11 protein-coding genes are annotated in these 15,327 nt (G+C 45.5%); 3 read left to right on the top strand and 8 right to left on the bottom strand.

The window, feature by feature from the left end:
- Window positions 1-678: 678 nt before the first annotated feature.
- Entirely contained in the window at window positions 679-2,544 is a 1,866-nt protein-coding gene (gene metG, locus MAF46_RS05935; RefSeq protein WP_060785738.1) for a methionine--tRNA ligase, read from the bottom strand.
- Window positions 2,545-2,967: 423 nt separating this feature from the next.
- Between metG and MAF46_RS05930 the strand changes: the two genes are divergently transcribed.
- Both MAF46_RS05930 and MAF46_RS05925 read left to right on the top strand, forming a co-directional pair.
- Complete coding sequence (locus MAF46_RS05930) at window positions 2,968-3,729, top strand: hypothetical protein (RefSeq protein WP_060785737.1); 762 nt, start codon at window positions 2,968-2,970, stop codon at window positions 3,727-3,729.
- Window positions 3,719-3,997, top strand: coding sequence for a variant leucine-rich repeat-containing protein (locus tag MAF46_RS05925; protein ID WP_060785736.1), 279 nt, complete (start codon window positions 3,719-3,721; stop codon window positions 3,995-3,997). The genes MAF46_RS05930 and MAF46_RS05925 overlap by 11 nt, the downstream gene beginning before the upstream one ends.
- Before the next feature lie 88 nt (window positions 3,998-4,085).
- On the opposite strand, the gene rsmI is transcribed toward MAF46_RS05925, so the two are convergent.
- Entirely contained in the window at window positions 4,086-4,991 is a 906-nt protein-coding gene (gene rsmI / locus MAF46_RS05920; protein WP_060785735.1) for a 16S rRNA (cytidine(1402)-2'-O)-methyltransferase, read from the bottom strand.
- A 185-nt stretch (window positions 4,992-5,176) separates the two neighbouring features.
- On the opposite strand from rsmI, the gene MAF46_RS05915 reads away from it, so the two are divergent.
- Complete coding sequence (locus MAF46_RS05915) at window positions 5,177-6,019, top strand: alpha/beta hydrolase (protein ID WP_004574550.1); 843 nt, start codon at window positions 5,177-5,179, stop codon at window positions 6,017-6,019.
- 161 nt (window positions 6,020-6,180) lie between these two features.
- Here MAF46_RS05915 and MAF46_RS05910 read toward each other — a convergent pair whose 3' ends face one another.
- From MAF46_RS05910 to topA, 6 genes are all read right to left on the bottom strand, one after another.
- Complete coding sequence (locus tag MAF46_RS05910) at window positions 6,181-7,698, bottom strand: formate--tetrahydrofolate ligase (RefSeq protein WP_060785734.1); 1,518 nt, start codon at window positions 7,696-7,698, stop codon at window positions 6,181-6,183.
- Window positions 7,699-7,951: 253 nt separating this feature from the next.
- Window positions 7,952-9,559: a C69 family dipeptidase gene (locus tag MAF46_RS05905; protein WP_060785733.1), complete on the bottom strand. Its 1,608-nt coding sequence runs from the start codon at window positions 9,557-9,559 to the stop codon at window positions 7,952-7,954.
- 196 nt (window positions 9,560-9,755) lie between these two features.
- Complete coding sequence (locus MAF46_RS05900; RefSeq protein ID WP_020757447.1) at window positions 9,756-10,307, bottom strand: YbhB/YbcL family Raf kinase inhibitor-like protein; 552 nt, start codon at window positions 10,305-10,307, stop codon at window positions 9,756-9,758.
- 46 nt (window positions 10,308-10,353) lie between these two features.
- Window positions 10,354-11,544, bottom strand: coding sequence for a DNA polymerase III subunit delta' (locus MAF46_RS05895; RefSeq protein ID WP_060785732.1), 1,191 nt, complete (start codon window positions 11,542-11,544; stop codon window positions 10,354-10,356).
- Window positions 11,545-11,562: 18 nt separating this feature from the next.
- Complete coding sequence (gene tmk, locus MAF46_RS05890; protein ID WP_060785731.1) at window positions 11,563-12,297, bottom strand: dTMP kinase; 735 nt, start codon at window positions 12,295-12,297, stop codon at window positions 11,563-11,565.
- Window positions 12,298-12,318: 21 nt separating this feature from the next.
- Complete coding sequence (topA, locus tag MAF46_RS05885) at window positions 12,319-15,201, bottom strand: type I DNA topoisomerase (protein WP_060785730.1); 2,883 nt, start codon at window positions 15,199-15,201, stop codon at window positions 12,319-12,321.
- Window positions 15,202-15,327: the final 126 nt, after the last annotated feature.

Genomic DNA, 15,327 nt, shown 5'->3' with positions numbered 1-15,327 from the left:
AGCTCGAAGTCGTCGATTCGCACAACGCTCCGCCTCTTACGTGTTTTTTGTTGTTGCGGTTGTTCCGATTTAGCTTTAATTTTATTTTTGGTTGAAGTTTGTTTGTAGGCGTGAGCCATTGGATTGTTTGGTATCGGCTGCCGCTCTTATACTGTTCGACCAAGAATCACCCAGCCCTCTTGCATGCTTGAACAATTGCGTAGCTTTCATCGCCGAGATTCTCGATTTTATGTAGTGCGATTGTACCGAATTTCAGCGTTTTTTAATACAAACGCACTACACAAACAAGCAAAACTGTAGTGCGATTGTATGGCGACACGCCGTATTTTAGGTACAAACGCACTACAAAATGCACAACAGAAAGAGAAAAATGACACATTTTGCAGATCGAAGTCATGAGTAAGCGGCGAACACTTGAAAAAGATAAAAGATAAAAGAAGCCCGGTGGGAAAGAGAAAACCCACCGGGGCAGAGAGAAAGAGAGAAGAAGGTTTCAGTTATGGGGTTCGCGAACGAACCTCACTGATGGAAGAACCATCAGCAATATTCATTATAACCACATTTTTCTCGCAAAACACGCATATAAACTAAAAATTTCCTGAAAATTTTTTCGTATTCCTGGCAGTATGCCAATTTTTTGTTATATACGTCACTCTTCCTTAAAATTTTCCGCTAAAATCACTCAGATTCCAACGATTTTTTAGCTGCAGCCAATCTTTCTTCGTCAGCTTTACGACGAGCAGCAAGAGCAGACTCAAAACGCTCAAGCTCCTCATCAATCGCCTCTTTAGGAATCTTGGCAAAAATCGGAGTTGGCTTAGCAACAGGAGTACCAGTAACCAACGGCTCACTTTCCCATGGATGAACAGTCTTTCCAAGCTCATAGTCGCCAGTAATAATCGGGTACTTAAAATCTGGATTATCTAAGTCGCTCACCTCTTCGATTCTTGGAAGCGGCGAGAACACTCCCGTTCCACCAAGAGCTTCCCAAACTTTTTGCGCAGAATGAGGCAAGAATGGAGCAAGCAAATGATTAGCGTCCGAAACAGCTTGTGCAGCAACATGCAAAACCGTTCCAAGACGAGACTCGTCATCCTTAATCTTCCAAGGCTCCGTAGCAGAAATATACTTGTTGATATCCGACACAACGCGCATAGCCTCATTAAGAGCATTCTTTTGATGATGACGCTCAATCAAACCGCCAACAATCTCAAAAGCGTTAGAAGTTTGATCCAAAAGCGCACGGTCCATATCTGTCATTGAATTTTCATCCAACGGCGGAATCTCTCCAAAATTCTTATTAATCAAATTTGCAACACGATTAACAAGATTGCCCCAACTTGCTGCAAGCTCTTCGTTATTGTGACGAACGAACTCTGCCCAAGTAAAGTCGGCGTCAGAATTTTCTGGACCCGCAACGGAAATGTAGTAGCGCACAGCATCCACTGGGTAGCGCGCCAAAATGTCTTTAACATAAATCACGATTCCGCGCGAAGAGCTGAACTTCTTGCCTTCCATGGTCATAAACTCGGAAGCAACAACCTGCTCTGGCATGTTAAGTTGGCCATAAACGCCAGCCTCGCCACCTTTAGAGCCAGCGCCGTTATACGCAAGCATCTCTGAAGGCCAAATTTGAGAATGGAAAGTAATGTTATCTTTGCCCATAAAGTAGTAGCCAGGAGACTTAGGATCGCACCACCAATCGCGCCAAGCGTCTGGCTTGCCCTGCCTACGCGCCCACTCAATGGATGCAGACAAGTAGCCAATAACGGCGTCAAACCACACGTACAAGCGCTTATTTGGGTTATCAATCCAGCCTTCTACAGGAACTGGAATGCCCCAATCAATGTCTCGCGTAATTGCTCGAGGCTTAACTTCCTTAAACAGACCAATTGAGAAGTTAATAACATTTGTACGCCAGCCATCCCTGGAATTAAGCCACTCCAAATTTGCGTTTGCTAAAGCAGGCAAATCGAGGAAGTAATGCTCTGTTTCTTCAAATCGCGGAGTTTCGCCGTTAATCTTAGAAACAGGATTAATAAGCTCGTCTGGGTCCAGCTCATTTCCGCAAGCATCGCACTGGTCGCCCCTGGCGCCGTCCGCGCCGCAAATCGGGCATGTGCCCTCAATATAGCGGTCTGGAAGAGTGCGGACTGTAGAAGGCGAAATCGCAACCTTTTGAGTTCCCTTGTAAATATAACCATTCTTAAGGCACTGGCGGAACATCTCTTGAACAACATGCTCATGATTTGCCGTTGTTGTGCGCGTAAACAAATCGTAGCTTAAACCCAAATCGCACAAATCTTTAGTAATCACGCGATTATAGCGGTTTGCAAGCTCTTGCGCGCTCACGCCTTCTTTATCTGCCTCAACTAAAATCGGCGTGCCGTGTTCGTCTGTTCCAGAAACCATAAGCACGCTGTTTCCCTTCATGCGCTCGTAACGCGCGTACACGTCGGAAGGTACACCAAATCCTGCAACGTGACCAATATGACGAGGGCCATTTGCGTAAGGCCATGCAACATTCACCAAAATATGACTCATAGCCAAATATTATCTTGTTCAGCGAGGACACATTAAATAACACACCGAAAAATCACACTAAAAAATCACTATAAAAATCGCTATAAAATCGCATAGCAAAGTAGATAAATCAAGCATAATCACGTGTAATCAAGCATAATCACGTGTAATCAAGCGCAATCGCACACAACCACATTTAGTCACATATGATTTAGTCACATATAATCACATTTTTTGATGTAAAAAACTAAAAATCCACTTTTCCACAATTACAAAAAATCGCGTAGACAAAAAAGTAAAACACGATATTGTGTATAAAACTTAGAAGATTAAAACCTAGAACAGCAGAACATTACAGAATTACAGCACTAAAACATTACGGCACTAAAACATTACAGCACTAAAAAGTTGGCGTATTAAGCACATTACGCAGAAAGGAGAAACATGAGCACTTCAACGTTGAACAAAAAACGCACAATACACAATGACGAAAAAAATAAAAAAGCAATAAAAGACTACAAAAGACGCAAAGAATACAAAACTCGCGAAGAATACAAAGACTACAAAAACTATAAAGACTACAAAGACTACAAAAACGAAGAGATGATTTTATTTTCGGAAAAACAAAACGAGGAGCTGCCTATTCTTATAGACACAAAACACCTACCAGGGCCACTAAGCATGAAGAAACTATGCAATTTTGGAGCATTCAACAACGTTTCAATACGCACTGGATTTACGCAATCTACCGCAAAAACCCCAGAAGGACGATGCAACGTGCTAAAAAATCTACTGCCAAACGGAACAGTGGCATGCGCATTTACAGCATCTTGGATTTGGCTTGGCGGAAAAATCCCAAACATACTAGAGATAATATCCAAAAGTCATTATCGAATAAAGCCGTACGATCACCGACTACAAGTGTTTAGAAGAAAACTAATGAAAAAAGAACAAAGGGTGATTAAAGACTTGTGCGTAACTTCTCCAGCGCGAACTATTTGCGACATTGCGCTAACGCCATCAAAAAACATTTACGAAGAAATAAGAAGAGTAGATACTGTGTGCGAATTGGCTCAAAAATACAACACAAGTTTTAAGGATTGCGAAAAAATCATAGACAGCAATCCTTATTTTCCAGGCGCTGCGAAGGCAAAAGAGTGGATTAAATACATAATAGACAAGGATGACGTTCTTTATGACTATTAAAGAAAATATTAAGAATTATAAAGCGAGCGCAATGCCGCCAAAACCGCCAATTGTGCTCACTGCGCAAGTCGCGTGCTGTGAAAATACAAGCAAAGACGTGCTATGGCATATTGCTAAGAACGTGCCTGAATTAAGAAAATGGGTTGTTGCAAACCCAATTGCGGATGCAAAAATGCTGGAATACGTATCTCAGCAAGGAGGGCCAGGCGTTAAACAAAGTCTAGATGTGCTTTTAGAAGCATACGAATATGCAAAAAATGGGGATTAATTGCTGCTTAATTTTCCACATTTGCACATTTTTGGCTTTTATTGATGCGACTTTTGCACATTTGCACATTTTTTGCTTAATTTCCTATTTAGTTGTCCACATTTTCCTTGATTTTTAAGCAAGCTGCATAAACTTCTTTACGATTAGCAAAAGAGCCGTCTGAAAGAGGATTTTGTGAAACAACTCGAGTTATAGCATCTTTGATTCGCAAGCCCTCGTTTTGTGAAAGATCGCAAGCCATTTGCGCAAACTGATCCACGCTTAAATCAACGCTTTGTTGCGCAACATCACTTTCGCTAGCGCCCGAAAGTACAAGCACAATCTCGCCACGAGGGGGATCATTTTCTACGCTTTTTGCAATCTGCTCAATAGTTCCACGACGTACTTCTTCAAAATCCTTAGTAAGCTCGCGGCACAACGCCATTTTTCGATCTGCTCCAAAAACTGCAAGAAGAGCTGCCATTGACTCCGCAATCCTGTGCGGCGCCTCGTAAAACACGATTGTTCGCCTCTCTAAAAGAAGCGAGCGCAAATGCTGCATGCGCTCCCCCGACTTGCGCGGCAAAAAGCCTTCGTAGCAAAAACGATCTGTTGGCAGGCCAGAAAGTGCTAAAGCATCCAACACGGCACTCGGTCCAGGCGCGCAAGTAACAGGCAAATCGCGCTCTATTGCGCGGCGAACAATCGCAAGCCCTGGGTCGTTAATTGTAGGCATGCCAGCGTCGGAAACAACAAGAACAGTGCCGCCTTGCTCAACCTTGTCTAGTAAACCATCTGCCTTATTGCGCTCATTGTGATCGTGATACGCAACAACTTGCCCAGAAACGTGCACGCCAAGGCGATTTGCAAGGTCGTAAAGCCTGCGCGTATCTTCTGCTGCAACAATATCCGCAGTTTCTAGAAGATTAATTAAGCGCGCAGAAGCATCTCCCATATTCCCAATCGGAGTGGCCGCAAGAACAACTTTTCCTAAATTATCTTCTTCACTGCTCATCTTAAATCTCCTTATAAAACCTCTTAAGACTCTACACGAATTTATAAAATAACGCACATAATGCACACTAAAAACAAGATATTTGATTAGAATTATGCTTAAGTTTATGCTTAATAATGCTTAAGTTTATGCTTAGTAATTATGCTTAACATAAATTGCAATCGCGCAAAACGAAAAGAGATACCATGAAGATTATAGAACGCCAAATTAAAGGCATTGATGGCAGTAACGCGCTTCTAACTGCATATGTTTTAGACGATAATTTAGATAGCGAAGGGGATCAAACGAGACCAGCAGTGCTGATTTTGCCAGGCGGCGGATTCTTGCGCGTTTCTAATCGAGAAGCAGAGCCTATTGCTATGAAGTTTGCTTCCGCTGGATTCCACGCTTTTGTTTTGCGATACTCGCTTGTGCCTAGCGCACACCCTACTCAGCTTTTGGAAGCCGCGCAAGCTATGCAATTGATTCGCAATAATGCAAAAGAATGGCATGTAGATGCGCAAAAAGTGGCGATTATTGGATTCTCTGCAGGCGGCCATGTTGCCGCAAATCTTGCGACTAGCGTTAGCGACGATGTTGAAGAAGCAAATGGATATAACGCAAATAGCGTTCGCCCAAACGCTCTTATGCTTGCTTACCCTGTGATTTCTGCTGGCAAATACGCGCATAAGCCAACTTTCGACCGTCTTTTTGGAGACGTAGATTCTAGCACTCGCGCGCAACTCGTGGAGCAGCTTTCGCTGGAAAATCACGTTGATTCTAAGACTCCACCTGTGTTCGTTTGGCAAACGATTACGGACCAAACGGTTCCAGTTCAAAACTCGATTATGTTTGTAGACGCGTGTGTTAAAGCTGGCGTAAGCGTGGAAGCACATTTGTTCCCTAAGGGTCCGCACGGCTTGGCTTTGGCTGTTAAGGAGACCGCTAAGCGCGATGAAAATGGAGCAGTGATTCCTGAGTTTGTGCAGCCAGAAGTTCAACAATGGATTGATCTTGCTTGCGATTGGCTGCGCCGCACTTTTGCATAATTTAACTTCGTGCGCCAGGATTCGCCCGCGTTTGTTTACTTTTCCGCACTTTGTACCAAATTTTACCCAAATCACGTACAAAATCAGGAAAAACCTTCCGCACTTTGTACCATATTTGACCTAAATCACGTACAAAATGCGGAAGATTTCACAGCGGAAAATCACACAATCTTTGGCATTGGGGTTGTTAGTGAAGCTGTAAGGTTGACTTGAACAACGCCTGCGCCAGAATGAACTTCCACCTTTTTAAGCGTTACAGTGCGAGAATCAGCAGGCGCGTGGTCGTCGTCCGTCATGGTTGCTGGCGACTTTACAGCAACAAGAGCCAAGCTATCAAAATCAACACCAGCCTTATTGCACAAATCCTGCGCTTCCTTCAACGAATCAGCAAAACCTGCTTTGTCGATTACGCGCTCAACAGGCACACCATACGCCTCGGAGCAAAGCAGATTAATACGCTCGCGAAGAGACTTTCCACGGCGGCTTTGTGGAACTTTCGTTTCTGCATCATCTGTAATCACAGACACAAAATCGTCTAGCTGATCTGCCAATCCATCTCCGCCATCTCGGAAAAGATTGCCAACAATAGGCTTGCGGAATCCCAAAGCCTTAGCTTGTTCAAGCAAATCTGGAACCTGCCCATCTTCCCCATCCCACAAATTAACAAGAGGGAAAGTAGGAATATCAAGCGACTCAAGGCGCGAAACGTGGAACGGGTAGCGCCACGCAAGCGTTTCGTCATCTCGCCAAGTGCTGGCACGAGTAACAACAACCGCAGCAGCAGGCCACTTTGCGCCGAACTCGCGAGCAGCAATATCCAACCACTTTTGCGCGCCAGCATCCGTGCCATAGCCTGCTTCCACAACAACAATATCGTGCAATGCGCAAGCCATCTCAACGCTTACAAGGCTTGGAATTCCAAGCGAAACGTTGGCAAATGGCCCGCAATGAACGTAAATCGGAGAACCATTAATCGTCTCAGTTTTTGCAGGCTTTACAGCATCAGCAAGAATATTTGTGATTCGCCACAAGTCAACAAAATCGCCAAATTTAACAGGATTCCCGTCTTTTGTTCCAGCAATCATAGAAGATACGCGATTTGCGATTTCTTCCATGCTTCTAGAAAGCACTACGATTTGCATAAGTTCGCAAGTTGGCGTTAATACAACGCGCTCTGCAACCGTGCTCTTGCCAAAATCAACAGCAATACTACGCAAAGATCTTGAAGGCACTTCGCTTACACGCGGCACTAAAATCGTGTCTAAAATACCGTCGTCAATCGCCTTTTCTGCAAAAGAAACAAGCAAATTCTGCGCGCATTCAATAGCCGCCATTTCTCCGCACAATCCCCAGTCAATCAACTCTGGGTGCGAAAGCGAGGACTTTCCGCCGCCACTAGCGCCGCCTTTAGAACCCGCCGCAGTAATGCCCATGCTTGGCTGCCTTAAAACAGCCGCCGCATCTACTCCGCGTTCGCGCAAAGCGTCTACAAGCGCAATAGTGGTGGTTGTTTTGCCTTCTCCTCTAGAAGCCTTAAGAGGAGTATCTGCAGTAACGAGCAGCACTTTACCGTGCTTTCTTGGCTCGCTTGGATTCCTCTTTAGATAATCCATAAATCCAAAAGCGTCGATTTTTTTAACCAGTCCAAATTGTGCAGTAAACGAATCAAGAATGCTCATATTCCCCACTTTCATAAGCGAAAAGCCTAGTTGATGCCGATAGTGTTCAATAACAGACGTTCAATAATAAACGCGCATAGCTAATGTAAATGAACAATTTTTATACTATACGATTGCATAGGCGTGGTATAGCAATATTACATTAAAACTATGCGCGTTATTAGTAACGTCTATAACGGCTTGCGATTAGTGACTTAAACAACTTAAGTGACTTAAGTAACTTAAGCAACTTAATCGCTATAGCAGCTTGCGATTAGTGATCGGAGCGATTAAAGCCATTCTTCATACGCATGCTAGTTATGTACAGAACTGTATCGAGCAAAGAATCGGTTTCTTTCTTCAACTTTGCAGCCATACCCTCGTTCGCTTTAGCCAAAGCCGCGCGCACGTCTTCGTTTCTAAGCTGCGCAATAATAGCATCCACATTCCGAACTAAATCATCGTAATCTTCGCCTTCATCACCTTCGCGCTCTGGCTCGTAATCTTTCAAAGAAACGCCAAGAATCTTTGCAACAGCAACATCCGTAGACTTAACCATTGCGTGACCAAGAGAACCAACAACTTCTTGGTAACGCTCAATCGCATTTGCAGTGTCGTTAAATGCAGCATCCGCAAGAGCTGCAATAATGCGATTTTCCCAATAGAAGTTTTCGCTTGTTACGCGAGTAGTCGTATCTTCCAAATACTTTGGAGTTTCGTTTACATTTGCGTAGAACGGAACTAAAGCATTAAACGGGTTAGAGCCATACGCCATCCACTGAATTGCGCGCATTGGCTCTGGCATGTAAGGGCGGATTTGCATAACAGCCAGCTGGCTTTGGCGATTAATGCCGATTGGTCGGAAAAGATGACGCGTATGCTCATCGCCAAGCTTGCCGTAAGGATCGTACTCAGTGCCCTGATAGTGCGAGCTAAGCACGTACTTAATATCTTCAACCGTCACTTTGCGCTCAGGCTGACGCGCCCACGGAATGTCGTTGCTATCTGGTTTGTGATCCGCGTCTTTACCATCCCACACTTCGTCATACGGATTCAAGAAACGCTCCATAAACCATGCACGAGGCGTGTTGTACACGTGGTCCGCATCTGAATGGGATCCAAAAGCATCTCGAGGATTAAACGGCGAAGCGTTTTCCACCGCCAAATCCAAGTGGTTTTCTTCAATAAACTCAAGCAAATCAGCCGAGCACATGTGCTCTTCTTGGTCTGCCAAAGCGTCTTCTAAATCAAACTCGTCAATTCCAAGCTGATTTGGCATAACAACATACGCCTCGTCTGGCACACGCTTAGCAATCCAGTGGTGTCCGCCAACAGTTTCCATCCACCAAATCTCGTTTACATCCGAGAACGCAACGCCGTTCATCTCGTACGTGCCGTACTTTTCTAGCAACGCGCCCAAACGCTCCACGCCTTCGCGAGCGCTACGAATATAAGGCAAAACAAGCGTTAAGAAGTCTTCTTCGCCAATTCCGCCTGGCACTTCTAGCTTGTAGTTTGCGTCTCCATCTTTGCCTTGCGCTTTTTGAAGCTCCACCATTGGGTCGGCGCCCAGCACGCGCTCGTTGGATGTAAGCGTTTCGGTTGCGCTCATTGCCACGTTTGCTTCGTTAACGCCAGCTTCTCCCCAAATTCCTTCGCGCAAGTCTGCGTTTGGCACGCTTGTGTATTGCATTGGATTATCTGGAAGCTCTACTGTTACGTGGCTAAGCACAGACTTATAAACACGTGGCTGGTCTTGTGGCTTTACTACCACTAAGCGCTTTGGGTTAAACTCTCCGTTTGCGGAGTCTTCGTTGCGCGCAATAAGCGTGGAGCCGTCGTAGCTCGCTTTGCGTCCTACTAAAATTGTTGTGCATGCCATATTTGCATCCTCATTTTTCTAATTTTTGATTATTTTGGTTATTTGATTATTTTAGATAATTTTGTTTGTTTAGATTAGTTTTGCTTAGTTTTGACTATTTTACACACGCGCATCTAGTCGTAAGCTGCTTGCGACTTGCCAGCGCGCGAAGTCATATAAATCCCAAACCTAAACTCTAAACTCTAAATCTTAAGCTCTAAGCTTTTCCTCGCAAATATAATCCGTTAACGTCTACATACGAATCATAATGCCTGATTTCATTCATCATTTCGTTAAGGTAAAAGCCCTCTTTAAGATTTGCAAGAGGCTTTTGCGTGCCGAACACTTCTAGCATGTAGTCGTGATCCTTGTCTGGCGGCTGCGGACCGTTGTAACGCATAGTAATAGAAGGGTCCGTGCATCCCACAAATCGGCTAGCTTGCGAGTTTCGCCCTTGCACAACTTCTGGAATCATGGTTGGCATTGTGCGCGAAAAGTCTTGCGGAATTTGCAAAGCGCGCGAGTCGTTAAAGTCAAACATAAGCGCTTCCACTGGAACATTTGCTACAACCCAATGAATCCACTGGAATCCGCACACTGGTATAGCGTCGTCGTCTACAAATCGCCAATGCAAGTAGTGCACAAAATCAGGCAACTTGTCTACATAAAATGGAAAAGACACGACTGGAACGCCGTTAATCTTGTTTTCTTCCGGCGCAGCTTTTGCAAAGTTGTCTGGAATAGTGGTGAAATCTGTAGAAATATTCATAATTTAAGTATCTACTACCGCTGTGACTATAAAACGTGACTATGCGTTAAGAAAGCGAGCATAAAAGCGCTTCAAAAACAAGCGTTGCGTTTCCATTCCCAGCAAGCCGCTTTTTAGCCACAGCAAGCGCATCAAGGCATTTAAGCGCGCGCTCTGCTGTAATTTTTTTAGAAAGCTGCATAATCTCTGCTTTAAATTCTTGATTCACAAGCGGCGTTTGCAATTGCGCGTTGTTTAGCACAACAAGCACATCTCTATAAATGCTGCAAATCGCGTCTATTGCGCGGTTTAGAACATCTCTGCTTACGCGAGTCACTTTGCGCTTAACATCGTCTTTTTTGCCAATCGCATTGTATGCGCTACGAATTTTAGGCGGAATTTTATCTGTTGGCTTAATGCCATTTATGCGCAAAAACTCGCTTTGCTCATCTTCAACAGATTTTTGAACCTCGTCTTCTGCCTGGCTTTTAGCGTCTTCGATTAGCGTTTGCGCAAGCATAATCGCATCTATTGCGCGGCCAAGTCGCAAAACACCTGCCACAAGCTCTTCTCGCCTGCTTCTAGCACGCTCACTTGTTGCATAAAGCATTGCTAAATCAACGTTTCCTTGAGCTATACGAGCCACATTTTCCGCCGTTTTTACATCCACATTCGAGCGTTTTTGCACGTATTCTTGAACATCTTGGTCGCTTGGTTGCGCCAAATTCACTATTTGAGACCTAGACCTAATTGTTGGCAAAACATCTGCTGCACTTGCAGCGCAAAGAATCCAGATTGTGCGAGGTGCTGGCTCTTCGATTTCTTTTAGCAAAACGTTTGTTGTGCGCTCAAGCATGCGCCCAACATCTTCGATTATTATGATTCTCCACGGCGCAACACTTGGCATTTGCTCCGACATGGACACTATTTCGCGCACTTCGTCAATGCTTACTGTAACTTTGTCTGTGCTTAAAATGTTTACGTCTGGGCTTGTTCCAGCCAATACTTCACTTGCGATTTTATCTGGATTTATTTGAGTATTTATTTGAGTGGTGGAATTTTCGTCGGCTCGGAAGCTTCCGACTTTTCCGCGCGATTGCAATGCTGCTGCAAACGCTCTTGCTACTTTTGCGCACCCAAATCCAGCGGCACCGCAAATAAGCCACGATTGCGCGATTTTGCTTGAATCGCCTTGCGCTACTTTTTTAAGACGCTCAACAACTTGCGATTGACCAACTACCGATTCCCAAACGTCCATTGCTAAAATCCTAGAGTCCTAAAGTCCTTGATTTTCTGCGGTTTCTGGCGATTCTGGTGATTCTGGCGATTTTTCGCAACAGTAACGCACGCCAGCATTATCCATCAACTCGCACACGTCTTTAGCAATCAACTTCGATAAGTCGCAAGCTGGCAAAGTGGCGTCTAAAACGCAAAATCTTTGCGCGTTTTTTGCAGCAAGATCCAAAAACGCTTCACGCGTGCGCTTCGCAAAATCAAGCCCTGCACTTTCCATGCGATCCGCCTGCCCATGCAATCGCACAGCAGCATCCTTCTCGCTCATATCTAACAAATACGTACGATTTGGCCAAAGGCAATTAGACGCCCACTCGCTTAAATCGCGCACATCTTGCATAGTGAGCTCGCGCCCACCCGATTGGTATGCTAGCGAAGAATCAATGTAGCGATCCGTTATAACAACCGCACCGCGCTGCAATGCTGGAATAATGATTTGTGCAGCGTGTTGAGCGCGATCCGCCGCAAAAAGCAGAGCTTCAGCGCGCGCACAAATCGAATCTCCGTGCAAAAGAATATCTCGCAACTGTTTTCCCAATTGCGTGCCGCCAGGCTCTCTAGTCACAACAACCTCAAGCCCGCGCGCTTGCAAAAAATCGCGCAAAGCTTCGACTTGCGTGGTTTTCCCAACGCCGTCTATACCTTCAAAAGATATAAAAACACCCTTAAGACCATTGTTTAAGCCGCTAAGCCCGCTTTTTTTAAGACATATAGCCATTTTCGCATACCTCTTACGGGTTTACTCGGATTTAGTCGTAGACTTTTTTACAGTAGACTTTTTAGCTGCTGTTTTTTTAGTTGCTGTTTTTTTAGCTGTAGTCTTTTTAGCAGCAGTCTTCTTTGTTGCCGTCTTCTTAGCGGCCGCTCTCTTGCGCTTTACAGGTCCAGCCGCGCGTTTTTGCGCCAAAAGTTCAAACGCAACTTGCGGCTCAATCGACTCAGGCGTGTATTGCTTTGGCAGCGTGCGATTCGTAACGCCATCCGTAATATAAGCACCGTAGAAGCCGTCTTTAATCACCACTGGCTTTCCGCTTTCTGGGTCTTCTCCAAGCTCCCTAAGCGGCGGTTTTGCAGCTCCACGCGTGCGCTTGCCGTACTTTGGTTGCGCAAACAGCTCCTTAGCTTCGTCTAAAGTCACGCTAAAAATCGCGTCTTCGCTTGCAAGCGAGCGATTATCTGGCTTAGAATCCGCAGACGTTTCGCCAGAATCCGTGCGCTCGTAAGTCTTAGTCAAATAAGGGCCATATCGACCATTATTCGCCTCAATCCTTGCGCGCTTAACCTCGCCTTGCTCGTCAACTTCTTCCACAACGCCAACTAATCGCGGCAAATTCAAAAGTTTCAAAGCATCTTGCAAAGTTATTGTTGCAGGGTCCATAGTTTTGAACAAAGACGCCATTTTTGGCTTGTTTTGAGCAGACTTTTTAGACTTTGCAGAAGACTTTGCGCCAGTTTTAGCAGAATCATCGGCTGCTTGCGATTCGCCCTCATCCGAGGATTCCACAAGCGCAACGTACGCACCAAAACGCCCGTTCCTAACTTCTACACTTCCGCCAGTTTGCGGATCCGTACCCAAAACGCGCGGACCTTCGGAGTTGTTTTCAATCAAATCTCTAGCAACTTGCTCGCTCAACTCGTCTGGAGCCAAAGTGCTTGGAATCGAAGCTCTGCGCGCATTGCCCTCTTCATCTAGATTCTTAGTATCTTCCAAATACGGGCCGTATCTACCTACGCGCACGTGCAATCCGCCGCCAATATCAATCGTGTTGATTTCTCGAGCGTCAATCTCTCCAAGCTGATCAACTTGCTTTTGCAAGCCTTCACGCATTGCAAAGTCGCCAGCAACCGCAGAATCGTTAGCCGCCCCGTCATCTCCAAAGTAAAACTTGTAAAGCCAATCCTTACCAGCTTCCTCACCATGCGCAATGCGGTCCAAACCATTTTCCATGTCTGCCGTAAACGCATAGTCAACGTAAGTTGGGAAATTAGATTCCAAAAGCTTAATAACAGCAAAAGCAAGCCAACTTGGAATCAACGCGCGCCCACGCTCATACACATATCCGCGATCAATAATCGTAGAAATAATGCTAGCGTAAGTAGACGGCCTACCAATCTCTTTAGCTTCAAGCGTTTTAACTAAAGACGCTTCCGTATAGCGCGCTGGCGGCTGAGTTTCGTGACCATCCGCGCTAACTTGCAAAGCTTTAAGAACATCGCCATTAGCCATAGCAGGCAAAGCCTTGGACTGCTCGTCTTCGCTAAATCCGCCAAACACCTTCATAAATCCAGCAAACTCAATCACGGTTCCAGAAGCCTGGAAATTAGCCGTTCCAAAACTGCCAGCTAAAGCGTCTAGCTTAACTGTAGCTGTAAAACCAGTAGCGTCCGCCATTTGAGATGCAAGCGTGCGCTGCCAAATAAGCGTGTAAAGCTTAAGCTGATCGGCAGGCAGCACGCCAGCCAAATCCGCAGGATTCCTAAAAGTAGATCCAGCAGGACGAATACACTCGTGCGCTTCTTGAGCGCCTGCAGAAGTCGTAGCATACTGTTTTGGAGAATCCGCTAAATACTCGTCTCCAAAATTAGACTTAACGCAATCTCGAGCCGCAAAAATCGCCTCTTTAGAAAGCGTTACAGAATCCGTACGCATGTAGGTTATATAACCGTTTTCGTACAAAGATTGAGCCGCGCGCATAGTTTGGCGAGAGCTCATAGACAAGCGGTTTCCAGCAGTCTGTTGAAGAGTAGACGTTGTAAACGGAGGCAACGGGCGGCGGCGATACGGCTTAGTGTCCATTGAGTTTACAACAAAATCGGCCGCGCCAAGGATTTGTGCAATCGCGCAAGCGTCTGCCTCGCTTAAATAGTGCGCTAAAGCAGATTCGCCCTTGGCTTTTTGAAGCTCTCCAAGCGAGTTAAAATCTTTAGAACCAGCCAAACGCGCTCCGTTTAGAGCCGTCATTCGCGCCGTAAAATCAACGCCGTTTGCACTCAAATCCGCGCAAACATCCCAGTAGCTTGCTTTTCTAAACGCCATTCGCTCGCGCTCGCGCTCAACAATCAAACGCGTTGCAACAGATTGCACTCGACCAGCCGAAAGACCTGGCCCAACTTTACGCCACAAAACTGGCGAAAGCTCGTAGCCGTACAATCTATCCAACACGCGGCGCGTTTCTTGCGCATCAACCATGTGGTCATCAACATCTCGCGTGTTAGCAAGAGAAGCTTGAATCGCATCTTTTGTAATCTCGTGAAACACCATGCGCTTTACTGGCACTTTTGGCTTAAGTGCTTGCACAAGATGCCACGCAATCGCTTCTCCTTCGCGGTCCTCATCAGTTGCGAGGAATAATTCGCCCGACTTTGCGAGCGCAGCTTTTAAGTCCGAAACCGTTTTCTTTTTATCCGCGCCAACAACGTAGTACGGCTCAAAACCATTGTTTACATCTACGCCAAACTTGCCAAAATCCGCCTTTTTAGCGGCTGGCACCTGGCTTGGCTGTGCTAAATCGCGAATATGGCCTACAGACGCCATAACCGTGTATCCGCTTCCAAGATATCCGCCTATTTTACGCGCTTTAGTGGGAGACTCCACAATGACAAGCTTGTTCTGCTCTGTCATACTCTCTCCTTTCATTCAGATGCATTCTATATGCAATTCCGCGCTTTTATTACTAAAATCCACGCCAACTCTAACGCAATACGCGCTGCAAATTCTGCAAAATCAACAAAATCAAACTTTGCGAAA

The organism is Gardnerella pickettii (assembly GCF_029226345.1).
Classification (GTDB): Bacteria; Actinomycetota; Actinomycetes; order Actinomycetales; family Bifidobacteriaceae; genus Bifidobacterium; species Bifidobacterium piotii.
Note: the sequence above shows the minus strand (reverse complement) of the source record. Positions and strands in the feature narration are given on the sequence as shown.

Coding starts and splice junctions, on each gene's coding strand:
- metG (WP_060785738.1), bottom strand. CDS start 2,544: ATGAGTCATATTTTGGTGAATGTTGCATGGCCTTACGCAAATGGCCCT.
- MAF46_RS05930 (WP_060785737.1), top strand. CDS start 2,968: ATGAGCACTTCAACGTTGAACAAAAAACGCACAATACACAATGACGAA.
- MAF46_RS05925 (WP_060785736.1), top strand. CDS start 3,719: ATGACTATTAAAGAAAATATTAAGAATTATAAAGCGAGCGCAATGCCG.
- rsmI (WP_060785735.1), bottom strand. CDS start 4,991: ATGAGCAGTGAAGAAGATAATTTAGGAAAAGTTGTTCTTGCGGCCACT.
- MAF46_RS05915 (WP_004574550.1), top strand. CDS start 5,177: ATGAAGATTATAGAACGCCAAATTAAAGGCATTGATGGCAGTAACGCG.
- MAF46_RS05910 (WP_060785734.1), bottom strand. CDS start 7,698: ATGAGCATTCTTGATTCGTTTACTGCACAATTTGGACTGGTTAAAAAA.
- MAF46_RS05905 (WP_060785733.1), bottom strand. CDS start 9,559: ATGGCATGCACAACAATTTTAGTAGGACGCAAAGCGAGCTACGACGGC.
- MAF46_RS05900 (WP_020757447.1), bottom strand. CDS start 10,307: ATGAATATTTCTACAGATTTCACCACTATTCCAGACAACTTTGCAAAA.
- MAF46_RS05895 (WP_060785732.1), bottom strand. CDS start 11,544: ATGGACGTTTGGGAATCGGTAGTTGGTCAATCGCAAGTTGTTGAGCGT.
- tmk (WP_060785731.1), bottom strand. CDS start 12,297: ATGGCTATATGTCTTAAAAAAAGCGGGCTTAGCGGCTTAAACAATGGT.
- topA (WP_060785730.1), bottom strand. CDS start 15,201: ATGACAGAGCAGAACAAGCTTGTCATTGTGGAGTCTCCCACTAAAGCG.